Origin of the sequence: Bacillus sp. F19, assembly GCA_023823795.1 — a bacterium.
Lineage (GTDB): Bacteria > Bacillota > Bacilli > Bacillales > Bacillaceae > Bacillus_P.
This window is the reverse complement of the sequence record CP085711.1, coordinates 306,704-333,356: the sequence shown is the minus strand read 5'-3', so window position 1 is coordinate 333,356 and position 26,653 is coordinate 306,704. Positions and strand designations below refer to the sequence as shown.

The window sequence follows — 26,653 nt, the reverse complement described above, 5'->3', positions numbered from 1 at the left end:
AACCCCCTTATCTATTTCATTTTGGAATCAAAACGTAGAATGAATCTCTCATTAGAAAGTAAGAGAAGGAGGCAATCAAACCGAAGCTTGCTTGCCCTACCCACTTTCTAAATCAATTCAGATACCATAGATTTTTTGATATAGGATCGCCATGTAATACACCATTCTTCTGGATTATCTAGATAATCTTGTTCATCTAATTTGTGAATGGTGCTGTTATATGGAGCATTTTGAACGATTTCAGGATTTTCATATGCTTCATTTGAAATTTGTTCAAGTGCCGCAATATATTCATCTAAATCTGCCTTTGAATAAGATTCAGTTGGCTCAAGTGTAAATGGCTGCGGTACAATGTACGGGTGATGGCTGGTCCAATAATGAAGACCAAAGTCTGTCATTCGTCTTTGGACGTCTTCTGTTGTGACTCCTGTTTCTTTTGTCATCTGTTCCCAACTATAGCGAACCTGTTCAAGGCGCTGACCTTTTACGTATGGTGCACTCGCACCACGAATCTTTTGAATCTTGTGGTACAGATAGTTATTATTAAGCACTGCTGTTTGAGCTACTTCTTTTAAGCATTCTGAACCTAATGCACGAATCCAAGCATAGGAGCGTAGAATCGTTTGAGCTACACCATGAAATGCACGTACTTTTCCAATCGAGTGAGTCAGATTATCATTCAAATGATATTGCTCTCCATCAAACTCAACAATTGGTCCAGGCAAGAATTCTTTGAGTTCATCCACGACTCCAAGTGCACCCGTTGCAGGGCCACCGCACATATGTGGAGCAGCGAAGGTTTTGTGGAGATTAAAGAAGCACATATCGAATCCGGCTTCTTTAGCTCGAGTAATACCTAGGAGACCATTGGCATTTGCTTGATCGTAATAACAAACACCACCTGCTTCATGAACAATTTTGGTGAATTCTATAATTTTAGGATTGAAGATGCCTGTGTCTTCTGGATTTGCAACAACAAAACCAGCTGTTCTTTCAGATACGGCAGCTTTTAATTTTTCGATATCAGGGAATCCATCTTCATCGGGATGGAGTGTAATAATCTTATAGCCTTTTACGGCTGCTGTGGCAGCTTGTGAAGGATGGGAGAAAATAGTTGTGATGATTTCATCACGTTGCTGATCTTCTCCTCTAGATTCATGATATTTTCGAACAATGGAAGCCATTGCAAACAAGGCTTGAGTTCCAGAGCTTGGCTGAAAAGAGAAGTAGTCCATTCCAGATATTTCTCTCATACATACATCCAATTGATAAATGATTTCTAGCATACCCTGAACCGTGCTTTCATTTTGAAGAGGATGTAATGCCATCATTTTAGGATTTCGTATTAATAGCTCATTAATTTTCGGGATATATTTCATCGTACAAGTACCTTGACCAATTTCCACATTGAAATCTGAACCTAACGTTTCTTGAGAAAGCCGAACATAATGTCTTAATACACGTGCTTGACTTATTTCTGGAAGATTAGGTTTTTCCGGTCTACACATTGTAGCTGGAATTGCAGAAACACCATCTCCAACTTCTGAAACAATCGTTTGATTAGCTGATGGAGCTTCAACACCTACTTCTCCTGGTTGATGAAGCTCGAAAATAATTGGTTCATTCCATTTCGCTTGATGAAAGTCACGAACTTTATTGTTTCTCTTTATTTTTTTCATGTGTTAGAATCCCCTCTCCTCAATATTGCGTTTTAGTTTTTCACTATTTCTTCTAGAGCAGCAATTAGTTGATCAATGTCTTCTTGACTATGAATTTCTGTTACACAGTAAAGTGCGGCTTGACCATACTCAGGAAACTCTTTAGAAAGATCCTTACCTCCGAAAATTTTTCTTTCTAGCAATCTTTCATTAATCGTTTCAACTGAAAGATTTGTTCCATTAATATCAACGATAAATTCTTTAAAGAAAGGTGAATTTAATCTTGAACCTTTTATTCCAGGAATTTCATTCAGCTTTTTGACTGCATATTGGCTATTTTGCATAATGGTTTGCCCTAACTCGTACATGCCATTTGGGCCTAATAAAGATAAATAAACACCTGCTGTAATGCCCCATAAAGCTGTTTGTGTACCAACTGATTCTTTTCCTTTTTCCCTTAAAGCGAAAGATGTTCGGTCATATGCTACGTCACCGAATCCATACTCTCCTTCTTTCACTGTTGGCACGATGCCAAATAGACGAGAAGGAAATTCATTAACGAATTTTTCTTCGTTTCTTGTTGCGATGAATCCAGCCTGCCCGCCACTATAGTTCATGTGCATGCCAAGTGGTTGTAAATCACCACAAACTATATCTGCTCCATAACGACTTGGCGGAGTTAGTACCCCTAATGAAATAGGATCAACACCCACGACCATTAGTACTCCATGTTGTTTAGCAATCTCTGAGATTTCAATTCCTTGCGATTCAATAAAGCCTAAATAGGAAGGGTTTTCAAAATAGATGGCTGCTATGTCATTGGAAATATGTTTCTTTAAATCATCTAATTGTAGAAGTCCCGTATCTTGGTCATGACCAACAAAATCAAATTCAAGTTCAGGAGTACCATAATTGATGATAATTTTCGCTCTTTCAGGAGAGACTGTTTTTGCTAAAAGAACTTTCTTTCTTCCTGTTATACGTCCCGCCATTCTTAGAGATGTAGCTGCAGCTTGCCCCCAGTCAAATGTAGGAACATTTACGACATCCATATCTACAAGTTCTGCTAATAAGCTTTGATATTCAAATAATGCTTGATATCGACCATGGTCTTCATATGGTTCTCCAGCATATGCCGTTAAAAATTCGGATCTTTGATTGATTTCATCACATACAGCAGGTACAAAATGCTGCCAGCAGCCAGCTCCTAAGAAGTTTAAATACTCATTAGCACTAACATTTTTATTTAATAATCCATCAATATGACGGCGAAGTTCATGTTCTGTTAAGGCTTTCGGTATATTCATTTCTCCTTGGAAGAGAAGTTCTTCAGGAATACATGAATACAATTCCATTGTCGACTCAACGCCAATCTCTTTTAACATTTCCGCTTTTACCTCTGGCACCATATTAGGTATGTAAGGATGGACCTTCTTTGTCATAGCAATACCTCCTAGTAAATTTAAATAATTAAGCTAAACCGCCACCATCAATAACTAGCTCTGTACCTGTCATCCAACTGGATAAATCGCTTGCCAAGAACAAGACGCCTTTTGCAATATCACGAGGAGTTCCTAGTCTTGCAAGTGGGCGATCTATTGCCGAATCTTTAAGAAATACGCTTTCCTCTACTTGTAATTGTTTTGCCTCATCTCGTAATAACGGTGTATCTGTATCTCCTGGGCATATGCAATTGACACGAATATTTTGTGGACCATGATCGATTGCCATTGCTTTTGTCAGATTAACTACACCAGCTTTTGCAGCACAATATGCTGCGGCTTTATCTCCACCTTTTAATCCCCAACCTGAACCTGTATTGATAATACTTCCACCATCATGAGAAGCCATAATAGGAATAATATATTTAGATAAGAGATACACACCTTTTAATGAAACATTTAGAACTGCATCCCATTCATTTTCTTCTAAATCAACTACGGTTTTGCGTTTTATGATGCCAGCATTATTAAAAAGTACGTTAACGTTCCCGTATTCACGATTAATTTGTTCACTTACATGCTGACAATCTCGAGCGTTTGTTACATCACATTTTAAGAAGTTTACGTTAAAGCCTTTGTCTCTCAGACTTTGTGAAGCTAGGTTTCCCTTCTCTTTATCAATATCTAAAAGAATAACGTTAGATCCTACTTCGGCTAAAAGCTCTGCTGTGGCATAGCCTATCCCAGATGCTGCCCCAGTAACTACTGAGACTTTATCTTTTAATTGAATATAGTCTTTTTCCATATAATAACCTCCTTAAGGTGTGTTGATATTATGTAATGCAATTTATATGCCAACTTAATATAGTTGATAAATCAACAAGCTTTAGTAATTGAAAGTAATTTAATTTGACATTTTTGTCAAAAATATAAAAAAATTGACAAAAAATATTTTATTTACTTATACTTGTAAAAATACAAGTAGCTATCAGGCGATTTCTTTTTTTATAACTTGAACTTTAGGAAACTACTATATTTTTTATAAAAGGGAGGATTTTTTATTGTCTTCAATCACTGTGGTCAGTAAAACGATACAAACTTTTGCAGACCTTTTACAAATTGAAATCGCTTACTTTGATCCGAAAGGTGTATTAACGGTATCAACAGAAGAGTATAAGCTTAAAAAAGGAAATCGTGTTCATTTACCTTTTTTTCAAAAACAATATGAGTATCCCGTTAACTTTGTAAAAAAACCAGGCCATATGAGTATTTGTCTTGGTTGTCATTTTCAGAAAAAGTGCCCTTCAACAGCTGAAATTGTGCTTAGCATAGTGCGGCATGGCAAACATTACGGCTATCTATCTTTTGTGAGTTTTTCTCAAGATGGTCAAGAGAAACTGATAGATCGACAAAAGGAGTATAGCTATTGGATGTCACAAATAAGCGATATTATTGTGGGGATTCTACAAGACATAGATAATTTCGAGAGCATATTCCCGCCAAAAAAAGAAAAAACAGAGTACATACTTGGTAGTAGCTATACGTTGGAAAAATTAAAGGAAAATATTAAAAATATCAAAAATAGTTCTTCTTCCATTTTTATAACAGGGGAAACGGGAACAGGAAAAAGCTTATTAGCAAAGCTTATTCATGAGCAGAGTATGTTTCGAAAAGGTGATTTTGTTGAAATAAATTGTTCTAGCATTCCTGAAACATTATTTGAAAGTGAATTGTTTGGTTATGAAGAAGGAGCGTTTACAGGGGCAAGAAAAAAAGGCAAGCCAGGATTTTTTGAGTTGGCTGATAGAGGCACTCTTTTTTTAGACGAAATTGGAGACCTTCCAATTCATCTGCAACCAAAGCTTTTAAAAGTGCTGCAAGATGGAATGGTACGCAGAATTGGTGGAACTCATTCGAAGAAAATCAATGTACGAATCATTGCAGCAACGAATCAGCCGTTAGAAAAATTAATAGATTCTAAACAGTTCCGTTCAGATCTTTATTATAGGCTCAATGTTATTCCATTCCATTTACCACCATTACGGGAACGAAAAGAGGATTTAAAGGATTTACTTAAAATCTTAATGGACAAATTACAAATGCGAACCGGGAAATTCATTCAAACGTACAATAAGGACTTTTTGAAGAGACTAAAACAATATCATTGGCCTGGAAATATACGCGAGTTAGAAAACGTTATTGAATATAGCATGAATATGGAGAGGAGCATGGAACTGACTGCATCATCATTGCCTGATTTTTTATGTGATTTAAATGCAAATATTCAACCTATTCAAAGAGAACAAGCTGTTTTAAAGGAATCAGAAAAAGATGTTATTATGCAAAAGCTAGCTCAATATGGTTATGATTATGTAGGGAAGATGCAAGCAGCTAAAGATTTAGGGCTTAGTGTTAGAACCTTATATCGAAAGATAGAAAAATTAGGAATAGCTATTCCGGCTAAATAATTCTGGCGAAAATTATGATCTAAAAGAAGAATCATTGGAGTTTTTCTCAGTAAATTCAAGAATCTCTTCACGTAAATACTCCAAAGAAGCCTAAGCTCGCTTCTGTCCCCTGCGCCCTCATCTGCAGCTATTGTTTCCGGCTGTAGCTCTAGTGATGGGCGCTGGGAGAAATCGAAAGAGGAGTAAGGTCAGTATTAACAACAACATTGATATATATATCAATGTTGTTGTTAAATGTGAATTCCAAACTCTATTAATAATGTGTCCTTTTCACTTTTGATTTGTCTGCTTAAAGATTCAGGTTCGAAAACATAGTTATTCAGTACAAATAATATTGTTCAACAAGTCCGTTATGTTGCAGTTTATACCAGTATACTAACGTTCATTCCCACCCAATAAACTGTTTCTTCGATTGAAATTGAACAAAGGACATTTTTTCAAAGGCAACAATTTTTCAAGTAATGACTTTTATTACCACCCTCAATGTTTATATCCTTTTCTTTAGAAATTGTTAGCAGTGCGTTCTCTTAAGTATTTTCCTAAAATCCATAAACTTGGCTGGGATGATAAACTTTCTTCATTTTTTAATATAATGGATTTTCTTTTCCACATTGGTTTAAATATTAACCTTTTTGCTTGGCTTTCCATAGAGCTTCTCTTTAGATTTTTCTGCAGTCCAGCAACTACTAATATTGTGTTTTTTACACATTTCATATGCTTCTATACCAAGCCATTGTCTAGTTTTTTTAAGATTCTCTGCACTAACATTTTCTTTCCTAGTAGTATTATCTCTCCAACCATAGAAATAGATCTTATCAGGTTCCTCTACATTTCTTCGGAAAGGAGCAATATCACTTGTTTTTGGAATATTTGTAGATGAAGTAGAAGTAGGGATTCTCTTGTTAATTTCCACATAGAATTTACTTGGACTAAAAGGAGAGGAGCCTTTTGGTGACAATCCTAAAATCTTATAAATTTGGGCGTATTTTTCTCCTAAGTAAGGGTTAATACGGAATCCATTTTTTACTTCAATCTCATAATACAGATTATTATTCCTAACTCCAATTGCTAGAGAATGAGGGAGAGAGTCTATAAAATAGATAAATTCAAAGACAGCATTATTAATAATAACACTGAATTTGGTTCGCTTTAGATTTAGCTCTATCATACTACTGTACAATGGTTTTAATCCGGTAAGTTCCATAAATTTAAAATCATCTCCAGATTTAATTTTTTCTAACCTGCCATGAATTAGAACAAATGAAGATTTCTCTTGAAAAATTTAACAGCACTTTAGAATGATAGTAAGCTGTTAAGTTGTAGAATGAAATAAGATATCGTCATAACAATTTTTTCTATATTTTTCATCCAATATTATTATAATTCGTTAAATTAAGATTTAACGCAAAGTAAGTTTAAATTTCTACACCTCTTTTCTCTTTCAAAATGAAAAAAAGTCGCGTCACAAGCGCGACTTTTTTTATTCGATTTGTTCTAAATTTATTTGGTCATATTTAATTAAATTAGGATATGTGGTATCCCAATCTTTAATAGTTATATTCTCTTTTATTAACTTCTGTTTTATTTGAATTAAATATTCCTCTTTTAACCAGTTAGCATTATACAAGGAATTGTTTGAATTAATAACGGACAACAATTCCAAAATATTTTCTTTGGAATAGTTATTAATGTGTGGTCTTATAAAGTCTTTCCATTTAGATAAACAGTCTGTGTATCTGTTACCTTTATTTAATATCTTTATACAAAAACCATGAAATTCATTTTCGCTTTCACACTCTTTTGCCATATCAGACATTTCATGAATTTGATGTGATAAAGGTGCATTACTTCGATTTAGAAACTTGGCATAAACAATATTTAAATGTTCTTTCATATTTCCGGTTATAAACCATGCTCGCGTGAATAATGTAATTTTCTTCTCAAGCATATGTTCAATGATAACCTTATTATCTTGTGAAATGTACTCATATAAATGAGGTGCTGTATAAAAGAATTCAATGAAAAAATTTAATTGTTCAGTTTTTCCTAGATCGATTCGGTTAAAAAAATTCTTTTCTTCAATAAAATAATTATCAAGCATGCCTTTGTAAATCTTATATACTATTTTCAACGTATCAAAATATTCTTCCCTGTACTCAGTAGCTTCAGTATCTTGACCTCTATATGTTGCAATCCAAAGATAACTAAAAGCTTTTTTAACCAATTTCTCTGTAAAATAAGTAAAATATTTATTTTTAAGGTAAGTTTCATAATTATTCGATTTGAGAATTAATGAAGAATACGTAGGGATTTTCTCCATAAAATCTAATGCAACCTTTTCGTTATACATAGCTGGTCTTGTTAATATATAATCTAATGCATTTCTCATGGCAGATCTCACTGTATCTTTGTTTGGTGTAGCAAGAAGATCTTCAGAGTCTATTACTGGATGTGCGGAAAGATGGCGTAGCTGCTTAATATGATCAATATATACTTTAGCACCGGGTTCTAGCAATTGAGTATCGGATACTACTTTTTCAACAACCATCGTTTCCCATTCAGAATATTTTTTCTTTTCTTTAGACATTTCTTGTTGGATATAATCTAAAATTTGGATAGCTTTTTCATCTTCATCTCGGTCTCTTAATTCCTTTAGTTTGTAAAATAGGTCTGCCACTATAACTGAATGTAACATTACTATTGCTGACCGATAATTTCCAATAGAATATGAACTAAGTACTTCTTTAAAGTACTCCTTCGTCTTTGAAATGTATATTTTTTCCACATTTCTCTCAATTGAGTATTCAAACATATTTTCATTCCTCTAAATTTTGTCTTTTAATGCCTTTAATTGAATATACATATTTTTCCTCATCTTCATCTATACTACCAAATAAAATATTGTTTATGGGTTAGCCAAGTGGGTAAAGTCAATCTTTAAGCTGGAACTATTTAAGAAGTTGTTTGAGATGGCAACATTTGATGTTGCCATAAATCAAATGGTAGATTAATGGAAATAATAATATATTAATTGTTTAAATTATTCAAGTTTTCCAGATACAAATTTCTAAACTCTTCATCCGAAACCTCATTATCATCATATTTAAATGTATCATTCGGAACAAGAACTCCGTCTTTGTTTACCATTACATGCTTATATCCAACCAAATCACTATTTGGAATTAGTACCTCCTGAACAAAAGGCAGATTTTCTGCTTCTTTTTTTATAAATGCCGCACCTTCAGGAATTCCAGGTATGTACCATTCTTGACCGTTATAACTAGAACTGAATTGATTTTCAATTATAGTGGTAATAAGACTTATTGATCTAAAAGCATCCTCCTTTACGCTTCCGTAGAAAAATTAAAATGTATTGATCTATTACAAATCTCTTTTAATTGTTTAAATGCTTCCAATGCATTGGGCAGTAAGACGTTCCAAACATCTAATGTTTCAATAGCTAAATCCCAATTATCAAAGGATTGTTTTCTATAAACTCGCTGGTATTCGGGAGTTCCTGAATAATAGCCTCTTAAGCAAAGAATTAATTGATTAAAAATACGTTCTCCTAGAGCACAAGCCCCCGTTAATGACGGATAATATGAGCCAAAGATATAGGCATCTCTTATTTGTGAGAAAAAGCGATTGTGGTAAGCAATTATTGAAGAAGGTTTAGCTCCTATTTCAGAGAGGTTTTTAAGCTTTATCTCGCCATTGACTGATCCAAACTATATTATCAACCTTTCTTTAACACCCCTATGTATATCCTCCCAAATTGCTTTGATATTAGGGTCCCAGTCTTCTATAATTTCCACAGCTAAAACATTGAATCGGCTACACTAAGTTAGACAATTATTTTAAGGTCAAGTAGACTAACGAAAACAACGATAAAAGGAGATTCTACTGTGACTACAGGAAAGCCCATTATCTAATTTAAAGATGATAAATAGATAATGGATTTTTCTTTTTGTCTATAGTTGTAATTTATATAGTGATAAGGATTTTCCTCCTCTATTAATAATAGTAAATAATATATTAATAAATTAAAAAAAATAATCTAAGTATAATTTAAACAACCCTCCCATCCGGGATGGTATTATTAGAAAATATTGCATATAAAATAACAATTAATTCAAGTTAAATGTTAAAATTATTTTATACAAAATAAAAGATTCTTAAAAATAGAGGGATTAATTTTGAGTCATATTGATTTCATTCATAAAAATAATAATAAACATGCAATACTTTTTATTCATGGATTCACAGGTAATTCCAACACATGGAATTACCCTAATAAAGAACATCAATCTTTTCCTAATATGTTAAAAAAGGATATTGATATTCGAGAAAACTTTGATATTGTAACTGTTAACTACTTTACAAAATTCTTCAGCTTAGAAAAATCCAAAATCGCACTTAATGGGTTAAGAAGAGTATTTAAACTCCCTTCTAAGATATCACACAAAAACGTGGGAATAAATGATCTAAGTTCATTGTTAAAATCAATAGTAGATTTCAATTGTAGTAATTATGAGAAAATTGTAATCATTGCTCACAGCATGGGAGGACTAGTTTCGAAATCTTATATCTTAAATGAACTTAGTGATGGTTCTTGTAAAGTTCAATTATTCTTATCACTAGCTGTTCCTCATAATGGAGTAGATTGGGCAACCATGGGAAACATGCTTTATAAGGGGAATGAACAAATTATCGATTTAGGGGCTTCTAGCAGTACTTTAAACGAAATTAACAATCGGTGGATTAAACAACAAAACGGACTTCCACGTATTGTTTATTTTTATGGTCAATCTGATCGGGTTGTTTCAAAAGAGAGTGCTATTGGATATCAAGTAGAAAAACAAGATCAAGTAACTTCGGCAGATGACCATTTCACTATTTGTAAGCCTGAGGATCAAGATGATTTAGTTTATCTTGGTGTGCGAAATAAAATATTAGCTTCACTAAAAGAATGGTCAATAAAGAAAACGCCTGATAAGTCTACTCTTAAGAATGAAGTTAAATATGATGATGAAATATTCATTATAAAAATGTTAATCTCAAAAATACATGATTCTCTTATTAGAAATGCAAAAGATAGATTTTTTGACGCAGAGTATATGAAAAAGTTATTAGTTGCCCAAAATATTGAATTGGAAAAACTGAATGTACTCTACGATAAAATAGAACAACTTTATACTAATAATTTTATTAAATATTCAAATGGAAGAATTACTAATAGTGATGAATTGATAACTACTATCTATGATGAAATAATATCAAAGGACAAAGACTTTTTAAAATCATTCACTCCTATTATTGGAGAACTTGAAAAAATGGGCATGTTACACCAATTAGCTAATGACCCTAATAAAGAAATTTGGTGGAAAGATTCTCAATCTATGGACCAGATAGATAAGTTTAAAGAAGGGCTTCATCAATGAATAATTTACAATTTTTAATACCCGAAAAAGATATTTATCTAAGAACAGGAAGAATAATAATTATTATTAGTGAACTATCTTATTCAACAAAAGGAAACCTTATTTTAGATATTGAGAAGTTATCACTTTTTAATTTTTTAGTAAGATATCCCGTTCTTTTAAAAAAGGTAAAAATTATAAATAACGATAAAGATGAACTAGAATTGCTAGAAAATGAAGTTGGAAGTATAGAATCTAAATTTCCCAATAATGATTCTCTTTTTGACTATGAAGATCTCTATCAAATATTAAAAATTGCAGCTTATTATAGATTTATTGAAGGGAAAAATTACAATCAAAGTTTTTATTATTATATAACTGAAATTGGAAAAGATTTTTCAAATAATTTAAACTCAGAATATTTCTTAAGAGTGAAAGAATTATGTAAATCATTGAACAGATTTCGATCTATGAAAACGAATAAATTAAAACAAATGATTGAATTTTCTATGGAAGGAAATAACCATGAATAAATCACCAAAGCTAATAATTAATAGACTAGTTCTAGTTGGACATGATAAAGACTATATTGTTCCCTTCTCAGCTGGAATTAATATAATATATGGGGACTCTGATACAGGTAAATCCAGTATTTTAAACCTTATAAATTATCTATTAGGTTCAAGTGAAGTTTATATGTATGATGAAATCGAACTGAAAGCAAAATATGCTTTACTTGAAGTGTCTCTTAATGAAAATATTTATACTATAAAGAGAAATATTTTTAATTCCAATGAGTTTATTGAAGTATTTAAATCTAATTTAGAGGAAATTGATACAGTTTTTCCTTTAGAGTACGGACCAAATTACCAGAAACAAGGCAGTTCAGGGTTTTTTTCTGATTTTTTGCTCTCATCTTTAAATATTCCATTAATTAAAGTAAAGGAAGCACCAACAAAAGTCGAATCCCCTATGAAAAGGGTAAGCTTTAGAGACATATTTAAATATAATTATCTTGAGCAGGATGATGTAGGTAATAAAAATATTTTAGATTTACAAAATTGGGCAGTAAGAATCAAAAATCAAGAAACATTTAAATTAATACATAATTTACTTGATGATCAAATCACTCAGTTGGAAGAGGAAATCGCAAAAAAAACTAGCCAAAAAAATAAAAGTGATAATGAGTTTAAAATAGTTTCTTCATTTTTTAGTGATACAAAACTACAAAGTATAGATAAAATTAACGAATATATTATTGAGTTAGATATACAACTTAATGCTTTAGTAAACGATATAGAAACAATAACTACTAATATGAAGTCAGATAACATAGAAATTGATGAAATACGAGAAAATATTATTTACCTTGAAAAAGAAATTGATAAATTAAATAAAGAAAAATTCTTTAAAAAAACACAACTAGATAGAAGTATTAGTTTAAAAAAGGATTATAAGATTGACATATCGAAGCTTCAATCTGCAATTGAAATATCTGAAAAATTCCCTAAAAATATAAACGATGAAGTTAAATGTCCTATTTGTAATAATAGTTTAGTCTTAAATGAAGGAATAGACCATCAACATACAAATGAATCTATACTAATAGAAATACGCACCCTTAAAAGCAGAGTTAAAGAGTTAGACAAATTAATAGATAATATTAGGAGTTCAATTTTCCTTATGGAAAAAGAACAAGAGGAATTTACATCAAGATTAATAAAAATTAGAAATTCACTCGATAATTCATTATCAAACTTCATTTCTCCTTATATTTCACATAGGGACGCATTAATATCAGAAAAGTCATCTATAATTGAAAAAAAGCAACAGTATACTTATATGCTTAAGCTGCGGAGAAAGTTAGAAGATATTGATTTAAACTCTTATACCCTTTCAGAACAATTGATTGAATTGAAAAAAGAGTTAGATGTCTTAAAGGATTCAAAACCCTCACCAAAAAATGTTTTAGAAAACGTAGAAAATATCCTAAAGGAATTTTTAGAATTTATTCCTATAAAAAATCCTACTGGAATAAATATTAATGAAAAAACTTTCCTACCAATTGTAAGAAATAGAGAATATACAAAGTTAACCTCTGGAGGACTTCGTACACTTGTATCTGTCGGCTACTTTTTAAGCTTATTAGTAAATAGCCTAAATACAAAGACAAACCTTCCAAGCCTACTTATGATTGATACAATTGGGAAATACCTAGGTAAAACGAAAGAAAAATATATGAGCGAAACTGATGATAGAGAAGACAAACAAGAGCAAATGAATGATCCAACTAAATACCTTAATATGTATAAATTCTTTATTAAAACATCTGAAGAATTATTAAAAGACGATAAAATTCACCAAATTATTATAGTTGACAATGATGTACCTAGTGAAATAGAACAGCATTTGATGGGCTATATTGTAAAAAGATTTAGTCATGATCGTAAGCCAGGATTTGAAGTTGGATTAATAGACGATATTTAAATGGAAAAGTAATATAACAGTCTTCAAAATATCAACAGAAAAAAGTATAGAATAATTTATTTTAACAGTACTTTTTTCTGTTACTAATTTAATTAGAGCCCACCCCAAAAATGTCACACAATGTCACAAACATAAATTTCTAATTGATTTAACATAACTTCACTAAATGGTATTCACAATATACTTAAGCACTGATATACCAAGGCTTTTAGTATTGACAGTAGCACCAAAAAATATTGGCAATATTATTCTAGCAGTTCTGGCAGCGTAGAGGTCATGTTATGCTTTTTCGTCTACGTAAAATTTCAACTAAACAAAGAGACTTCTAACTCAGGAAACTCTTTTCTCACTGTTACATGCTTATTAATTTTTCCTTACAAGTAGTGATCAGCACTCCATGTGTGTTGACTACAGAAACAAGTAAAACATGATGCAAATGTTAATTGTTAATTCTTTGACGTGTTTCTTCTATTATATATACTGTTCTTTTTTAAAGTCTTTTTCATTAGTACTTAACCAACTTATATAAAGTCATCTTTTTAACGACTAATTCTCCTATGGTACTAACAGCTGTCATCTCTCCTGCTTTCCAACTATCATAGACTCCTTTAAATACTTTTGTTGTCTGAACTTTTGGATGGCCAAACAACACACCATTGTTTAAAGCAACATCAATCCCCTCACGCTGCCGTTTACGAATCCAATTTCGTTCTTCTTATGCCATATCTGCAAAGCTAAATCTGCTATGAAAGTACCCAGACTATCTTTATATTGTGTAGTATCGAGCTACGACATATCCATCACCACAATATCAGCTTAGATATTTTTATTAATGTCATTCCATTACTAAAGGATTTCTTCTTTGCTACAACCATAACGACCCAAAGAAGAATGTAAAGGTCATATCATTTTTGGATCATACGTCTTATTAATAGATATTAAAAACGATTGAAGTTTTTTCCACTTTTTAAAAAAGGATATCTCTGACATTGTGACTTTTTTCCAAAATGGCGAAGTTGTCGTCCTTCATTTTGATCTTTGCTGCTATCCAGTATGTAAACAAAATTACGAACTTTCTTTTCTCTATTTTCTTTCTTTTCTCTACTTTCTTTCTTTTCTCTCCTTTCTTTCTTTTCTTTCTTTTCTTTCCTTTCTTTCCTTTCTTTCCTTTCCTTTCTTTCCTTTCTTTCCTTTCTTTCCTTTCTTTCCTTTCTTTCCTTTCTTTCCTTTCTTTCCTTTCTTTCCTTTCTTTCCTTTCTCTACTTCCTTTCCTTTCTCTACTTTCTTTCTTTTCTCTACTTCCTTTCCTTTCTATACTTTCTTTCTTTTCTCTACTTTCCTTCTTTTCTCTACTTTTTTTCTTTTCTCTACTCTCTTTCTTTTCTTTACTTTCTTTCTTTTCTCCACTTTCTTTCTTTTCTCTACTCTCTTTCTTTTCTCTACTTTCTTTATTTTCACTACCTTCTTTCTTTTCACTACCTTCTTTCTTTTCTCTACCTTCTTTCTTTTCTCTACTTTCTTTCTTTTCTCTACTTTCTTTCCTTTTTGCAAAAGTTTCCTTTCAAAAAATATCCATTGAAAAAATTTGTTTAATGGTGAATAATCCAAATCACCTCTTTTATTTACATTTATAACCAATTAAGATTTGTATAAAAGTTGTAACTTCTAGACACTGATGTTTAGAAGCTATTTTTTATATATTTTTTAGTAGAAATCAGTCTAAAAGATAGTCTATAATTTAAAGTATAAAAGATTGTTAATTTATAGACAAAAGGAGCTTAATAATGAAAATTGGTTATGCGAGAGTCAGTACAGTTGGCCAAGATTTAGCATCTCAAGAAGAAATCTTAAAAGAAAATGGCTGCGAACGTATCTATGTAGAAAAAATTACTGGCACGACCACAAAAAACCGAAATGAGCTAAATAAGTTATTAGAAAATGTGAGACCTGGAGATACAGTGATGGTAACAAAAATAGATCGTTTGGCCAGATCGATTATAGATTTAAATAAAATTATAGAAACACTGCAAGAAAAACAAGTTGATATCTATTTTATCAAAGATAATTTATCTTTTAAGGTTAATGAAACAGCAAACCCTCTACAATCATTATTATTCAATGTTTTAGGTTCTTTTGCGCAGTTTGAAAGAGATATAATAGTTGAACGAACATCTGAAGGTAGAGAAAGAGCAAAATTGATAGGAAAACACATGGGTCGTCCTTCACAACCGAGAAAGAATATAGAAGAAGCCTTACGACTATATAATAGTAGAAACACGAATGGATTAAGTGTGAAAGACATTGTGAAACTTACTAGTGTGCCTAAAGCCACTTTATATGTGGAAATAAGAAAGAAACGTGCGAACAACTTAGAATAGTTGTTGCACGTTTTGAATGGCAGTTTTCACCGTTCATAAAAATACGAAAAGACTTTACGAACGTTCATGAACTTTCATCTGCTTTTACGGACGTACTAAAAGGAACAAATGTATTTCTTTAGATGTAAAAAATCCCCACCAATAATAGGTGAGGATGGCAATAAAAATTTGCCGAATAATGACTTACTTAATATAACATATTTCACAGTAACGCAACAACGTAATAAAGTTATTCGAAAAAGGATGAGCAATTTATCTTTAATACATATTATAGGAAAGTTTAAAGATCCACTTCTATGAGTGAAGTTCATTAAACACGGTAAAAGACGGTAGAACTCTCTATTAAATTGTTCTTGTCTTATCAAACTGTGCGTGTATTATCAAACTATGCGTGTATTATTATAATGTATATACCCTATCAAATCGTGCGTGTCTTATCAAACTGTACATGACCTATCAAACCATGCGTGTCTGATTTAGGAATACGGCTTGCCCATATGTTACAATATCCATCAAGAGGTTACGTTCTAGCGATTTTCCGTTTTTTGGATTCGGGAAGGAGTGTAATACTTTGATCCTTTTTCTTTTGCTCAATTTCTTGCTCTTAGTATTTTATCTTTTAACTCCCTCTTTATTCAACTCAAGCATCATGATTTACACCACCCCCGCGGGTAGGCCGAGCTTATAACACTATCATTCTTTCCAAATCCTGTGCTACTCGACTAATACTTCAAAAAGTTAATAAAGTTAATAAACAGTAGTATGCCGAGAGATCTAGTAGCAGGTACATCATTTATGACACATATACCTTAATAACCTATATATACTGATACATATAATAAACATATCGAAAACATATGTTATTAGATGGTTATTTATATAATCAAATTATTAAAAAAGGCACCCAATTGTAAAAATTTCGTTTAAACAATTGGAGTGCAGTTCATTTGTATACGTATCTGTTTTTACTTTATATACTAAGACTTTTTTCAGTTTTTTCATCTCTTGTCACTTCTTCATCATATGGTGCACGGGTACTCCAGAACTGAGCAAAGAATGTACCTGTCACAACCTGCCATGCAGAAGCAAAAGCACTTGGTAAGGCTGCAAGCGGTGATAAGTGAGTGACTGCTAATGTGACTCCAAGACCTGAATTTTGAATTCCAACCTCAATTGCGTTTGTACGACAATCCTGCTCAGGTAACTTTGTTAACTTCCCTGCAAAGTACCCAAATAAATAGCCAATGCTATTGTGTACAAGATGAAACAATAATAATGATTGCGACAATTGAAAATAACGGTAATATTGAAGCACCCTTTTCCGGATTCCTTAACAATCACCTGCAGGGCTTCACTCTCATGATTGTGTTGGGTTTAGCGTGGTATTACCTGTTACATCACCTTCTGTGAACATTAATCTGCTTACTGAACCGTTCACTATAACGTTAGCTATATCGATATTCCCTCAGACTATTCAAAATAGAGATTTCCTGTAATAATTCCTCTCCAACATTCGTTTCTATCACCTTTTTTCTCTCTAGTTCTTTATCCACCAATCTTTTTACTGATAATACATCTGTTCCATTTAGGAGAACATCTTCTTTTGAATTAAAATGTTTATGGGCGACGAGTTGCATACCGTAGGAATTATATAATAACGTGTATCCGGCAATACCTGTTTTTGATTGATAAGCCTTGGAAAAGCCTCCATCAATGACTATCATCTTTCCATCTGCCTTAATTGGATTTTCTCCCTCAATTTCTTTAACAGGAGTATGGCCATTTATGATATGACCTTGATCAGGATTAAGATCAAATTCTGTTAGAATTTTGCGGCAGGTTTCCTCTTGTTCACGTAAATAGTAGTATGGGTTCTTTCTCTCTTTATGAGTTTCCTTATCTTTAATGAAATACCGTTCAAAGGTTGTCATTTCTCTTTTCCCAAAGAGTGATGAATATTCTCCTGTCCATAAATACCAGACCATATCTGTCGAAAGATCATCTGTCTCTTCAGGATGTGCAAAAGCATGTCGCAAATAATGTTCAAAAATATCAAGTAAATCACGACCTGCATAGGTTTTATTTTCAATCTCCATTTTTTCCATATTTCCTTTTTCATCTAAAGGAATACAGCCATGTAATAATAGGTTCCCGTTATATTTTAAATAAAGACTGCCTTTCTTCATAAGAAAATTCATATGTCTGGCCAGCTTTTCCGAATGTTGGACAGAAAATAACAATTTGTCCATCACTTGCTCTTCTTCCTCTGATAATTGATGTGGTTGTTCTGGATTAACCGTTGCAAAGCAAGTATTTTCTAGTGGGTACGTCTTCCCATGAATCGTTATTTCATTTTTGTCATAATCAATTTTCTCTAGCAAAAGCCTTTCTGACATATTAAAGTTCGGTCGTCTCTTTATGATCGGCATTTCAAGTTTGAACTGAATCATGGCAATCGTTTGATGAATTTTAGTAATTTGTAATTGTTCATGATCAGATAGTTTTTTATCTGAATGTCTCTTTGGTCGAAAGGCTGGATTGTCCTTATAATATTTCTCCGCAAGATTAAGAAGTGGTCTAAGATTGATTCCATACACATCTTCAATAATATCCAAATTGTCGTAGCGAGCACTGATACGAATAATATTAGCGAGACAAACCTTTGAACCAGCAAAGGCACCTAGCCATAGTACATCATGATTTCCCCACTGAATATCAACTGAATGATAATTGATTAGAGTTTCCATGATTTTATCAGGTTCGGGTCCGCGATCATAAATATCCCCTACGACATGAAGATGGTCCACAACCAATCTCTGAGTGCTGTAAGCAAGACCAGTAATAAGCTTATCAGCCTGTCCAAGGGAAATAATTTGCTGGACAATTTTTGTGTAATACTGTTCTTTATTTGCGGATTCATCTGTTTTGTATAGCAGCTCTTCTATAATATAGGCAAACTGATTAGGCAATGCTTTCCGTAATTTCGAGCGTGTATATTTGGAGGAGGCATAAGAAATAAGCTTAATCATACGATCGATGATTACTTTATACCATTGGTTTAATTCTTGTTCATTGTCAAAATTATTCCTAATTATCTGTAATTTTTCTTCAGGATAATAAACTAATGTCGCCAATTCAATAATTTCTTTTTCGTATAATCCACCGTTAAAAAGGTCTCTTATTTTCTCTTTTACTCTCCCCGAACCATTTCTTAACACATGTTGAAAGGCTTGATACTCCCCGTGTAAATCACTGACAAAATGTTCTGTCCCCTTTGGTAAATTAAGAATGGCTTCAAGATTAATAATTTCAGTTACCACTTTTTCTTCACAATCATATTTTTGGGCAAGTAAATCTAGATATTTTGCGTTCAAAATTATGTATCCCCTTTCAAAATTCACTATTTATATTCCATCTAATAGATTGAGATTAAATACTTATTATAAGATAAAATTAAAGGTTCTGGTGCAAAGATTGTATTTATTTGAAAGAGGTATATAATTCCTAATGGAATCTGATCTTATGTAATGTGAATTTGTACATCAATGATGCAGTTTCACTTATTGAAAATCTAAGAACAAAATGAAGAAAAGCATTTTGATATGCAAGAAGGAAGAGAATAAATTATAATCCATTCGGAATATTATACATTGGGTTTACCGTATCAAGACGGGAAAGGTGTAGATTAAGACATATTTTAAAATCAAGCATGATTTTTGTGATTACGCCCCATGTATTCATCTACTAAGACCGTATATTCTTGTCAAGTTCTACAATCTGATAGCTCATTGTGAACAGAATTTCCGAAATGAAATGCATACGGCGACCTCTTCAACAAACGTTATTTATTAAGGAGAGAAATATTATGGAATTGAACTTTAAGCCAACTAACATCAACCGGTCTGCGTCGCCACTTCATTGCAAGAAAGGGCATGTAAAAGACACTTGGAAGAATTGACTCAAGTGCGATTTTCTCAGTGTGGCACAATATTTCTGGACCTTTGATTGCCACATACTGGGTGAAAAAGTCCACAAAAAAAGATCAGGAAATGAGATTAGTTAAAAATTCGAAGCAAGTTTCCTAATAAAATTGACATAGAAAATCCTAAAAGATATTACTTAATGATATTCATCTTCTTTAAATAACTTCGACTTCTTTTAGCTTTGTTCCATCGCTAAAAATGTTACGATCATTCTTGTATTTTGAAAAAATTCAAATCCGACTTGAAGTAGTAAGATATTTTGTTATATTAGTACCAATTAAATAAATTTTCCCTTCTATAAATTTTGAAGAGAAGATAGAGGAGCAAAAACCATTAGTACACAATGCGAGGATATAGTAGAAACACGAATGGATTAAGTGTGAAAGACATTGTGAAACTCACTAGTGTGCCTAAAGCAACTTTATATTTGGAAATCAGAAAGAAACGTGCAAACAACCTAGAATAGTTGTTGCACGTTTTGAAGATCTCAACCACCCTTTTACACTTTTAATTCCTCTAAGCCTTTAATGCCTCTAATAGTTTCTTCATGATGTCACTCCCGTTAAAAATAAAAAAACACGCCAAAAGTGGCGTGTCATAGTTCCTTATTCTTTTCTATAAGCATTCAAATGCCAATATCAGCTCAATACTTCCTCAACAAAATCTTCTTCCAAGTCAAAAATAGTAGGCCGCTGTCTCAATTTCTTTACTATCCCTCTTGTTTCTAGGTCTTTAAGAATTCTATTGATTTTATACCGTTTGAATTGTAAATTTTCTTGTAACTCAACATTTGACAAAAGCTTGACGTGACCTGCAAAAATATTAATATTAAGTAGCGTTCCCAGTACTTTTTTTGTATCAGCATCTGCCCATTCAAGGCTTTTTAAATGACTGTGTATTTTTTTAACTTTTTCCAAGCCCAAGCTTAAATCTTCAATTAATGATTCTTGACCATCCTTTAATATTTCAAGCATTGATTGACAATAAAATGTGGCTTCGCCTTTATTTTTGGGATTCGAGAGTTCCTCTAAAGCTTTATAATACTTCTGCTTATCTTGATTAATTGTGTAAGATAGAGAAACTGCTGTAAATGGGTCTAGTTTCTTTTTGATATAACTACTTACGAACAAACGTCCAGTTCTACCATTACCATCATAAAATGGATGGATGTACTCGTAGTAATAATGAGCTATCATATATTTATACAAATCAGGAGTATCTGATGTTTTCAAGAAAATTAAAAGGTTACTTAAATATTCTTTAATACTGGATTCAGGATATACTCCCACGTGGGTAGCTCTATTTCCATCTGTTATATTTACTGATTCTTTCCGGAAGAGGTGTCCATCCGGTTGTTCTTTATCTGGTATTTCATCAGCTACTATATCGTCATAGAGTTTTCTGAAATCCTCAATTTTTTCAAATGATTGAATTTTATCTATATATTTATATGTTTTTAATAAGCCGTTGAATCTTTTAACCTTACTGGTTTGCTTTTTCTCATTAAGATGCAAAAGAATCTCCGATAGCTCTTTTTTTGTGCTTCTGATTCCTTCTATTTCATTGGTGCTTTGAAGTTCGTTAATGAGCAATTTATTAAAGTAAGGTTGAACTGCTGCAGGTGGCATTTTTCTTACCATATCTCTGATAGTGATGCTGTTAATAAATATCTCTTCTTGTAATTTCATTAAAGGATCGATATTTACTATAAATAGTTCAACCAATTCATCAAGATGCCGCCCTTTTAATACAGGTTTAATCTGTAAATTTGTTCTGTATGAACCATAACCATTGTATCTCTTTTGATATTCAAGTTCATACTCTTCTGGTTCTTTGTAGAAAACTTTACTTAGCTTTTCATAATTCATAAAGTCCCCTCCTTCACAGTGAATATTATCATCATAATATCATCAAAATGAAAATAAGGATAATGATATTTTTATGTTAATGCAAAAAAACAGCAATTTCGACAATAAAGTACAATAAAAATGATTATTAATTACAATATCTTTAATTTAACCTAATTAATAGCCAGTTATACAAGGCATTAATATAAAAAAAGACGAAAATTCAATTTTAAATAATAAAAACACGCCCAATAAAAGGCGTATCATATAACGTTTTCTAAAAAATCTTTTGGAATAAACCTCGGATTTATAAGCATGGTTCTAGCATTGAAATTGGTGAAATGAGAAAGGATTGTGCCTTCTCCAAGAATAGTATTCATATAACCAGCCATAACAAGTGCTGCTGTTTCATTGCATGCGCTGTGGGTTATTAACGACGGTCGTTCCACAAGCCTGAGTTGGTCTACTAGATTCTGTGTCCTCTAAGATATCAGGATAAACATCGCCTACGCTTCCTATATAGGTCTTCCCTTGAAGCCCTCATCCGCATAAGTTCAGAAGACTGTATCTTCTCTTTAAGAAGATCAAGTTGTTCTCCTTCAGCTAGTTCTTCGGGGATGCTGCTGGCTCTGCAGGAGTTTCTTTTTTTATGAAGTTTTCATTTTCAGCAGTTGCCGTTAACAGCGGTTTTATCCTTATCGAATTCCATTGACATAGTAATTCATCCCTTCATTTTTGAAATTTCAGAACAAAAAAAGACCACAAAATGCGGTCCATTAGAATTCTCTGCCATATTTATATATCTTTACATTTTCGTTAACCGAGTCATCGAATTTAGTAATACGGGTAATTAAATCTTCTTGAGCCTTTATAATCTCATTTTGAGTTGTAGCTATTTGAAGATCCTCAATAAAAGCAAGTGTAACGGGGTGTAGCCATCTATATTTAAGTTTAAATCACAACCTTGAGAGATTAAAAAATTCACTATATCAAAGTGTCCTTTTGTACATGCTAATTTACAAGCTGGTGCTAACTGCCGTCAGCTTGTTTTAATTACGGTAGAAGCAAACGTCACCACCCGAATTACTCGGCTCCCCCAATTTTGACAGGAATAGTAAATTGCAGGAGAATTCTTAGACATTATTTTATACATTGAATGATTCCTATACAAACGTTTGCTTAAAACTATTATGCTACTCATTTAATATAAACTAAGATAAAGACGACCTCTTATTGTTATTCAAGGTGTGAAGGCACTCCAAACAAGTGCTGTTATGACTATGCACCTATAAAACATGTAGGGATATATATTTATTATTCGTATTTACCTAAACGTTTACAAAATTCTAACAAAATATGCACATATAGTTAAAAAATAATTGCTAGTTTAATATGGAAAGATCAATCTATTACGAAGAGGAGTGGTGTTGATGAAGTGGAGATTTTTATCAATTTGGTCTCTGGTTATTTCTTTAGTATTTGGAGTTGTCTCACCTGCACTAGCAGAATCAGCACCTAATAATCTTGACCCATCATCTATCCTTGATGAGCGTTCTGCTCAATCATCGAAAAAGGATGAGCCGCAGACTATCATTGAAAGCGATAGGGGTTCAACACTTGTTACCAATGATCACACGGAACAGATTGGTAATGGTGTCGAATTGACGACATTTGAACGTTTTGATGGTCGTGGCTGGTTTAACGGAGAATTGTTGAAAGTAGATTTGAGTAACCCATCCGTTTCTGCTGATCTTCTTCATCCGGGAGTGGTGTCAAAGGCTGAGGGTATATCTAAATCAGCCAATCGCAAAGGTGCAATAGCTGGTGTGAATGGTGATTTCTTTGACATTAATAACACCAAAGCCCCGCTTGGCGTAGAAATTGATAATGGCAAGCTTGTCAAAGGTGCTCAGCCAGGCAGGGAGAAGTCTGCAGGAATTACAGTTGACGGCATTGGACAGCTTGCAGAAATTCTCTTAGATGGCAGCGTAACCTTTAATGGGAGCAAGCATTCACTTAAGGCATTAAACCAAAGCAGCATACCTACAAATGGAATTGGTTTTTATTCTTCCCTTTGGGGTGATGCTTCCAGAAGCAAAGTCGCAAATGGGAGTAACTCAGTACAAGAAGTTATGATTGAAAACGGGAAAGTTGTGGAAAGTGGTACAAGTATTACCAATAGCGATATTCCTGAAAACTCATTTATACTGATTGGTCGTGAAGCAGGCGCAAAAACCCTGCAGCAATTGAAAGCAGGAGATGAGGTTACCGTTGAGTATGCTCCTAAGGCTTCCAATGGACAACCATTTAAATTTGCCATCGGCGGAAATCCAGTACTCGTAAAAGAAGGAGAAGTTCAACCGGTGGATGATTCAGTAACAGCGCCCCGGACTGCGGTTGGTTATTCTGCTGATGGAAAAAAGATGTACCTAGTTGTTGTAGATGGAAGACAAGCTAGCAGCCGCGGAATGACTCTTTTCGAAATGGGAGAGCTAATGAAAGAATTCGGAGCCTATCATGCTCTTAATCTAGATGGCGGTGGATCTTCAACAATGGTTGCACGTACACCTGGCGAAGATCTAGCTGAAATCAAAAATAATCCATCAGATGGTGTAGAACGTGCAGTTCCGAATGGAATTGGTATTTTTACTGCAAAAGGAAATGGCATCGTTACAGGTTTTAACGTATCTACGCAATCAAAAATCGAACATTCAGATCGTGTATTCCCTGGATTAACAAGGGATTTTACTGCAGCAGGTTATGATAACGCTTATAATGCCGTTCAAGCTGGAGAAATAAGCTGGAAAACCCTGCCCGGAGACATAGGGAAGTTTGAAAAGGATGGAATTTTCCGTGCTGCAAAATCCGGTACAGCAAATGTAGAAGCACAATCGAAAGATATAAAAGGAACAACTCCTATTACCGTTTTAGGAGAGCTTGAGCAAATAGAAATGAATCTTCCTAGACTTGGATTAACTGAAGAAGCAACTGGAAAGTTTCATCTAAATGGGTATGACAAAAATGGATACACTGCACCAATCGAACCCGATGATGTTAGCTTAGATTATGACCAATCACTAATTGATGTGAAAAAGAATGATAACGGATCATTTTCCACAATTTCGAAGGGAATCGAAGGCTCTACATTAATAACAGCGACAGTAAATGATAAAAAAGCCTATCTTCCTGTAACTGTGGGGTTAAAAACTGAGACTGTTTCAGAAATGGAAGCTTTGCCAGAATGGCGCTTTTCCTCTGCTCGTGGTTCAGGAACGATTGAATCAGCTGCTGGAAGAAGTAACAACGGAATCAAATTGAATTTTGATTTTACGAAGTCGACCGGAACTCGGACTGCAAATATACATCCTGTTAATCCGATCATCTTACCTGGTCAGCCACAATCAATAGGTTTATGGGTCAAGGGAAACGGCAAAGGTGAATGGATGTCATTTACAACACGGGGTGCCGATGGAAGCATTCATTATCTTTACGGACCTTACGTGACCTGGACAGGATGGAAAAAAATTGAGATTCCTGTACCGTCAGGAGTTACGTTTCCGCTTGAGTTAAGAACGATTGGAGCCATTGAAACAAGTACGACAAACCAATACACAGATGAACTTGTATATGATGATTTGACTGTAAAGATAAGCCCGACCGTTGAGGTACCAGTCGTGCCGGAAAAAGCGGATTCTCTTATCATGCAAAATGCTGATATTGGAAAAGAGCGTTGGAAGTTCGCCGTAATGTCTGACAGTCAATTTGGCGGAAGTTCTCCGAATAGCCAGCAAGTACGTCTTGCTAGAGAAAGCTTAAAGCAAATCGTCGAGAACGACCCTGAATTTTTAATTATTGGTGGCGATTTAGTTGATACAGCTTACCCTGAAGACTTTGAGCTGGCAAAGAAAATATTAGAGGAAGAAATTGGCGACAAGTTCCCAATTTATTATGTACCTGGTAACCATGAAATAATGGGCACAGGCAACTTAGACAATTTCATGAAAACATTTAACAAAAACAAGTACTTTTTCACTCATGAAGGTACACAATTTGCTCTTCTCGATTCATCAACAGGCAGCTTCCGCACCTCAGATTTTGATCAATTAGTAGAATTCAAAAAAACGTTAGAAAAAGCAGCAAGTGATCCGAATATTAAAAATCTTGTTGTCTTCGGTCACCATCCAACAAGAGATCCGCTTTCAACACAAAATAGTCAGTTAAGTGATCGCAAAGAAGCAGAATTAATTGAAACATGGTTGACAAAATTCAGAGAAGAATCGGGTGGAAAAGGAGTCGTTTATCTTTCCGGACATGCTCATACTGTGAATGTTGATCGAGTAAACGGAGTTCCTTACATGGTCGTTGGTCCTGCTGGTAAGGCTCCATATGGCCCTGCTGATAACGGAGGTTTCTATGCTTGGACAATGTTCGGAGTCGACCCAACACCTATTCCGTCAAAAGCGAATGGACCAGAAAAATCTAGCGAACAGAGTCCAATTAATGACACAGAATGGATACGAGCAGAAGTAAACCCTCTCCTTGAAGAAGTGACAATGGATGCTCCGCAATCCGTTGCCATTGGTAAAACAGTTGAAATCAAAGCAACCGGACATCAAGCCGGAAATTTAAACTTCCCACTGCGATACCCAGCAAGCGTCAATTGGAGTGGTAGTAAAAATGTCTTTATCGGAACAGGTGAAGCTTTAAATAAAGCCAAACAATCAAACAAATACAATGCTGTTTTCGATACGGCAACTGGAACACTTACTGGATTGCAAAAAGGAGAAATCACATTAAAGGCAGAATCAAATGGTGTCATAGCTGAGGAAAATATGACGATCTCTTAGTTTTTGGTGCTAGTCACTGACCTAATTTTTATGTTTCACAACAGGAAAAGAAGTAGCACTCTAACCTAAGGGAAGAGTGTTACTTCTTTTTAGTTTCTTCAAGAGCCAGGCTCCTAAGCCGGG

General features: G+C 33.5%; 16 protein-coding genes and 1 pseudogene. 6 read left to right on the top strand and 11 right to left on the bottom strand.

Features of this window, described 5'->3' with window-relative positions; translation table 11 throughout:
* Positions 1 to 107: 107 nt before the first annotated feature.
* The 3 genes from gcvPB to LIT25_27345 are packed head-to-tail and all read right to left on the bottom strand — an operon-like array spanning position 108 to position 3,905.
* Positions 108 to 1,679 carry an aminomethyl-transferring glycine dehydrogenase subunit GcvPB gene (gene gcvPB / locus LIT25_27355; protein ID USK36480.1) on the bottom strand — a complete coding sequence of 524 codons (1,572 nt, stop codon included), beginning with the start codon at positions 1,677 to 1,679 and terminating at the stop codon, positions 108 to 110.
* Between the two features lie 32 nt (positions 1,680 to 1,711).
* Entirely contained in the window at positions 1,712 to 3,100 is a 1,389-nt protein-coding gene (gcvPA, locus tag LIT25_27350; GenBank protein ID USK36479.1) for an aminomethyl-transferring glycine dehydrogenase subunit GcvPA, read from the bottom strand.
* 28 nt (positions 3,101 to 3,128) lie between these two features.
* On the bottom strand, positions 3,129 to 3,905 hold the full coding sequence (locus tag LIT25_27345; protein USK36478.1) for a glucose 1-dehydrogenase: 777 nt from the start codon (positions 3,903 to 3,905) through the stop codon (positions 3,129 to 3,131).
* Positions 3,906 to 4,161: 256 nt separating this feature from the next.
* Here LIT25_27345 and LIT25_27340 point away from each other — a divergent pair, with 256 nt between their 5' ends.
* A complete protein-coding gene (locus LIT25_27340) occupies positions 4,162 to 5,568 on the top strand; it encodes a sigma 54-interacting transcriptional regulator (GenBank protein USK36477.1) in 1,407 nt (468 codons plus the stop codon).
* Between the two features lie 616 nt (positions 5,569 to 6,184).
* On the opposite strand, the gene LIT25_27335 is transcribed toward LIT25_27340, so the two are convergent.
* Together LIT25_27335 and LIT25_27330 are read right to left on the bottom strand one after the other, a co-directional pair.
* Positions 6,185 to 6,772, bottom strand: a complete 588-nt coding sequence (locus tag LIT25_27335; protein USK36476.1) for a DUF6037 family protein — start codon at positions 6,770 to 6,772, stop codon at positions 6,185 to 6,187.
* Positions 6,773 to 7,048: 276 nt separating this feature from the next.
* Positions 7,049 to 8,380, bottom strand: a complete 1,332-nt coding sequence (locus LIT25_27330; GenBank protein ID USK36475.1) for a hypothetical protein — start codon at positions 8,378 to 8,380, stop codon at positions 7,049 to 7,051.
* 1,384 nt (positions 8,381 to 9,764) lie between these two features.
* Between LIT25_27330 and LIT25_27325 the strand changes: the two genes are divergently transcribed.
* From LIT25_27325 to LIT25_27315, 3 genes are read left to right on the top strand one after another with little or no spacing between them, the layout of a single operon-like run.
* A complete protein-coding gene (locus LIT25_27325; GenBank protein ID USK36474.1) occupies positions 9,765 to 11,009 on the top strand; it encodes a hypothetical protein in 1,245 nt (414 codons plus the stop codon).
* Entirely contained in the window at positions 11,006 to 11,521 is a 516-nt protein-coding gene (locus tag LIT25_27320) for a hypothetical protein (GenBank protein USK36473.1), read from the top strand. The genes LIT25_27325 and LIT25_27320 overlap by 4 nt, the downstream gene beginning before the upstream one ends.
* Positions 11,514 to 13,475, top strand: coding sequence for a hypothetical protein (locus LIT25_27315; protein ID USK36472.1), 1,962 nt, complete (start codon positions 11,514 to 11,516; stop codon positions 13,473 to 13,475). The genes LIT25_27320 and LIT25_27315 overlap by 8 nt, the downstream gene beginning before the upstream one ends.
* 505 nt (positions 13,476 to 13,980) lie before the next feature.
* Here the strand turns inward: LIT25_27315 and LIT25_27310 are convergent.
* Positions 13,981 to 14,530: pseudogene (locus LIT25_27310) on the bottom strand (recombinase family protein).
* Between the two features lie 256 nt (positions 14,531 to 14,786).
* Positions 14,787 to 15,083, bottom strand: a complete 297-nt coding sequence (locus LIT25_27305; GenBank protein ID USK36471.1) for a hypothetical protein — start codon at positions 15,081 to 15,083, stop codon at positions 14,787 to 14,789.
* Between the two features lie 176 nt (positions 15,084 to 15,259).
* Here LIT25_27305 and LIT25_27300 point away from each other — a divergent pair, with 176 nt between their 5' ends.
* Positions 15,260 to 15,853: a recombinase family protein gene (locus LIT25_27300; protein USK36470.1), complete on the top strand. Its 594-nt coding sequence runs from the start codon at positions 15,260 to 15,262 to the stop codon at positions 15,851 to 15,853.
* A 970-nt stretch (positions 15,854 to 16,823) separates the two neighbouring features.
* Here LIT25_27300 and LIT25_27295 read toward each other — a convergent pair.
* The 4 genes from LIT25_27295 to LIT25_27280 form a co-directional block, all read right to left on the bottom strand.
* Positions 16,824 to 17,168, bottom strand: a complete 345-nt coding sequence (locus tag LIT25_27295) for a hypothetical protein (protein ID USK36469.1) — start codon at positions 17,166 to 17,168, stop codon at positions 16,824 to 16,826.
* A 130-nt stretch (positions 17,169 to 17,298) separates the two neighbouring features.
* Positions 17,299 to 19,227, bottom strand: coding sequence for a fructose-1,6-bisphosphatase (gene fbp / locus LIT25_27290; protein USK36468.1), 1,929 nt, complete (start codon positions 19,225 to 19,227; stop codon positions 17,299 to 17,301).
* 1,247 nt (positions 19,228 to 20,474) lie between these two features.
* Positions 20,475 to 21,704 (bottom strand): Fic family protein, encoded by a 1,230-nt coding sequence (locus LIT25_27285; protein USK36467.1) that lies wholly within the window; start codon positions 21,702 to 21,704, stop codon positions 20,475 to 20,477.
* 871 nt (positions 21,705 to 22,575) lie between these two features.
* Positions 22,576 to 22,671: a hypothetical protein gene (locus LIT25_27280; GenBank protein ID USK36787.1), complete on the bottom strand. Its 96-nt coding sequence runs from the start codon at positions 22,669 to 22,671 to the stop codon at positions 22,576 to 22,578.
* A 442-nt stretch (positions 22,672 to 23,113) separates the two neighbouring features.
* Between LIT25_27280 and LIT25_27275 the strand changes: the two genes are divergently transcribed.
* Positions 23,114 to 26,530, top strand: coding sequence for a phosphodiester glycosidase family protein (locus tag LIT25_27275; protein ID USK36466.1), 3,417 nt, complete (start codon positions 23,114 to 23,116; stop codon positions 26,528 to 26,530).
* Positions 26,531 to 26,653: the final 123 nt, after the last annotated feature.

Excerpts from the sequence above, each read along its gene's own strand:
- LIT25_27320 (USK36473.1), top strand. The coding sequence starts at position 11,006 with ATGAATAATTTACAATTTTTAATACCCGAAAAAGATATTTATCTAAGA.
- LIT25_27345 (USK36478.1), bottom strand. The coding sequence starts at position 3,905 with ATGGAAAAAGACTATATTCAATTAAAAGATAAAGTCTCAGTAGTTACT.
- gcvPB (USK36480.1), bottom strand. The coding sequence starts at position 1,679 with ATGAAAAAAATAAAGAGAAACAATAAAGTTCGTGACTTTCATCAAGCG.
- LIT25_27300 (USK36470.1), top strand. The coding sequence starts at position 15,260 with ATGAAAATTGGTTATGCGAGAGTCAGTACAGTTGGCCAAGATTTAGCA.
- LIT25_27330 (USK36475.1), bottom strand. The coding sequence starts at position 8,380 with ATGTTTGAATACTCAATTGAGAGAAATGTGGAAAAAATATACATTTCA.
- LIT25_27285 (USK36467.1), bottom strand. The coding sequence starts at position 21,704 with ATGAATTATGAAAAGCTAAGTAAAGTTTTCTACAAAGAACCAGAAGAG.
- LIT25_27315 (USK36472.1), top strand. The coding sequence starts at position 11,514 with ATGAATAAATCACCAAAGCTAATAATTAATAGACTAGTTCTAGTTGGA.
- LIT25_27275 (USK36466.1), top strand. The coding sequence starts at position 23,114 with ATGAAGTGGAGATTTTTATCAATTTGGTCTCTGGTTATTTCTTTAGTA.
- LIT25_27335 (USK36476.1), bottom strand. The coding sequence starts at position 6,772 with ATGGAACTTACCGGATTAAAACCATTGTACAGTAGTATGATAGAGCTA.
- gcvPA (USK36479.1), bottom strand. The coding sequence starts at position 3,100 with ATGACAAAGAAGGTCCATCCTTACATACCTAATATGGTGCCAGAGGTA.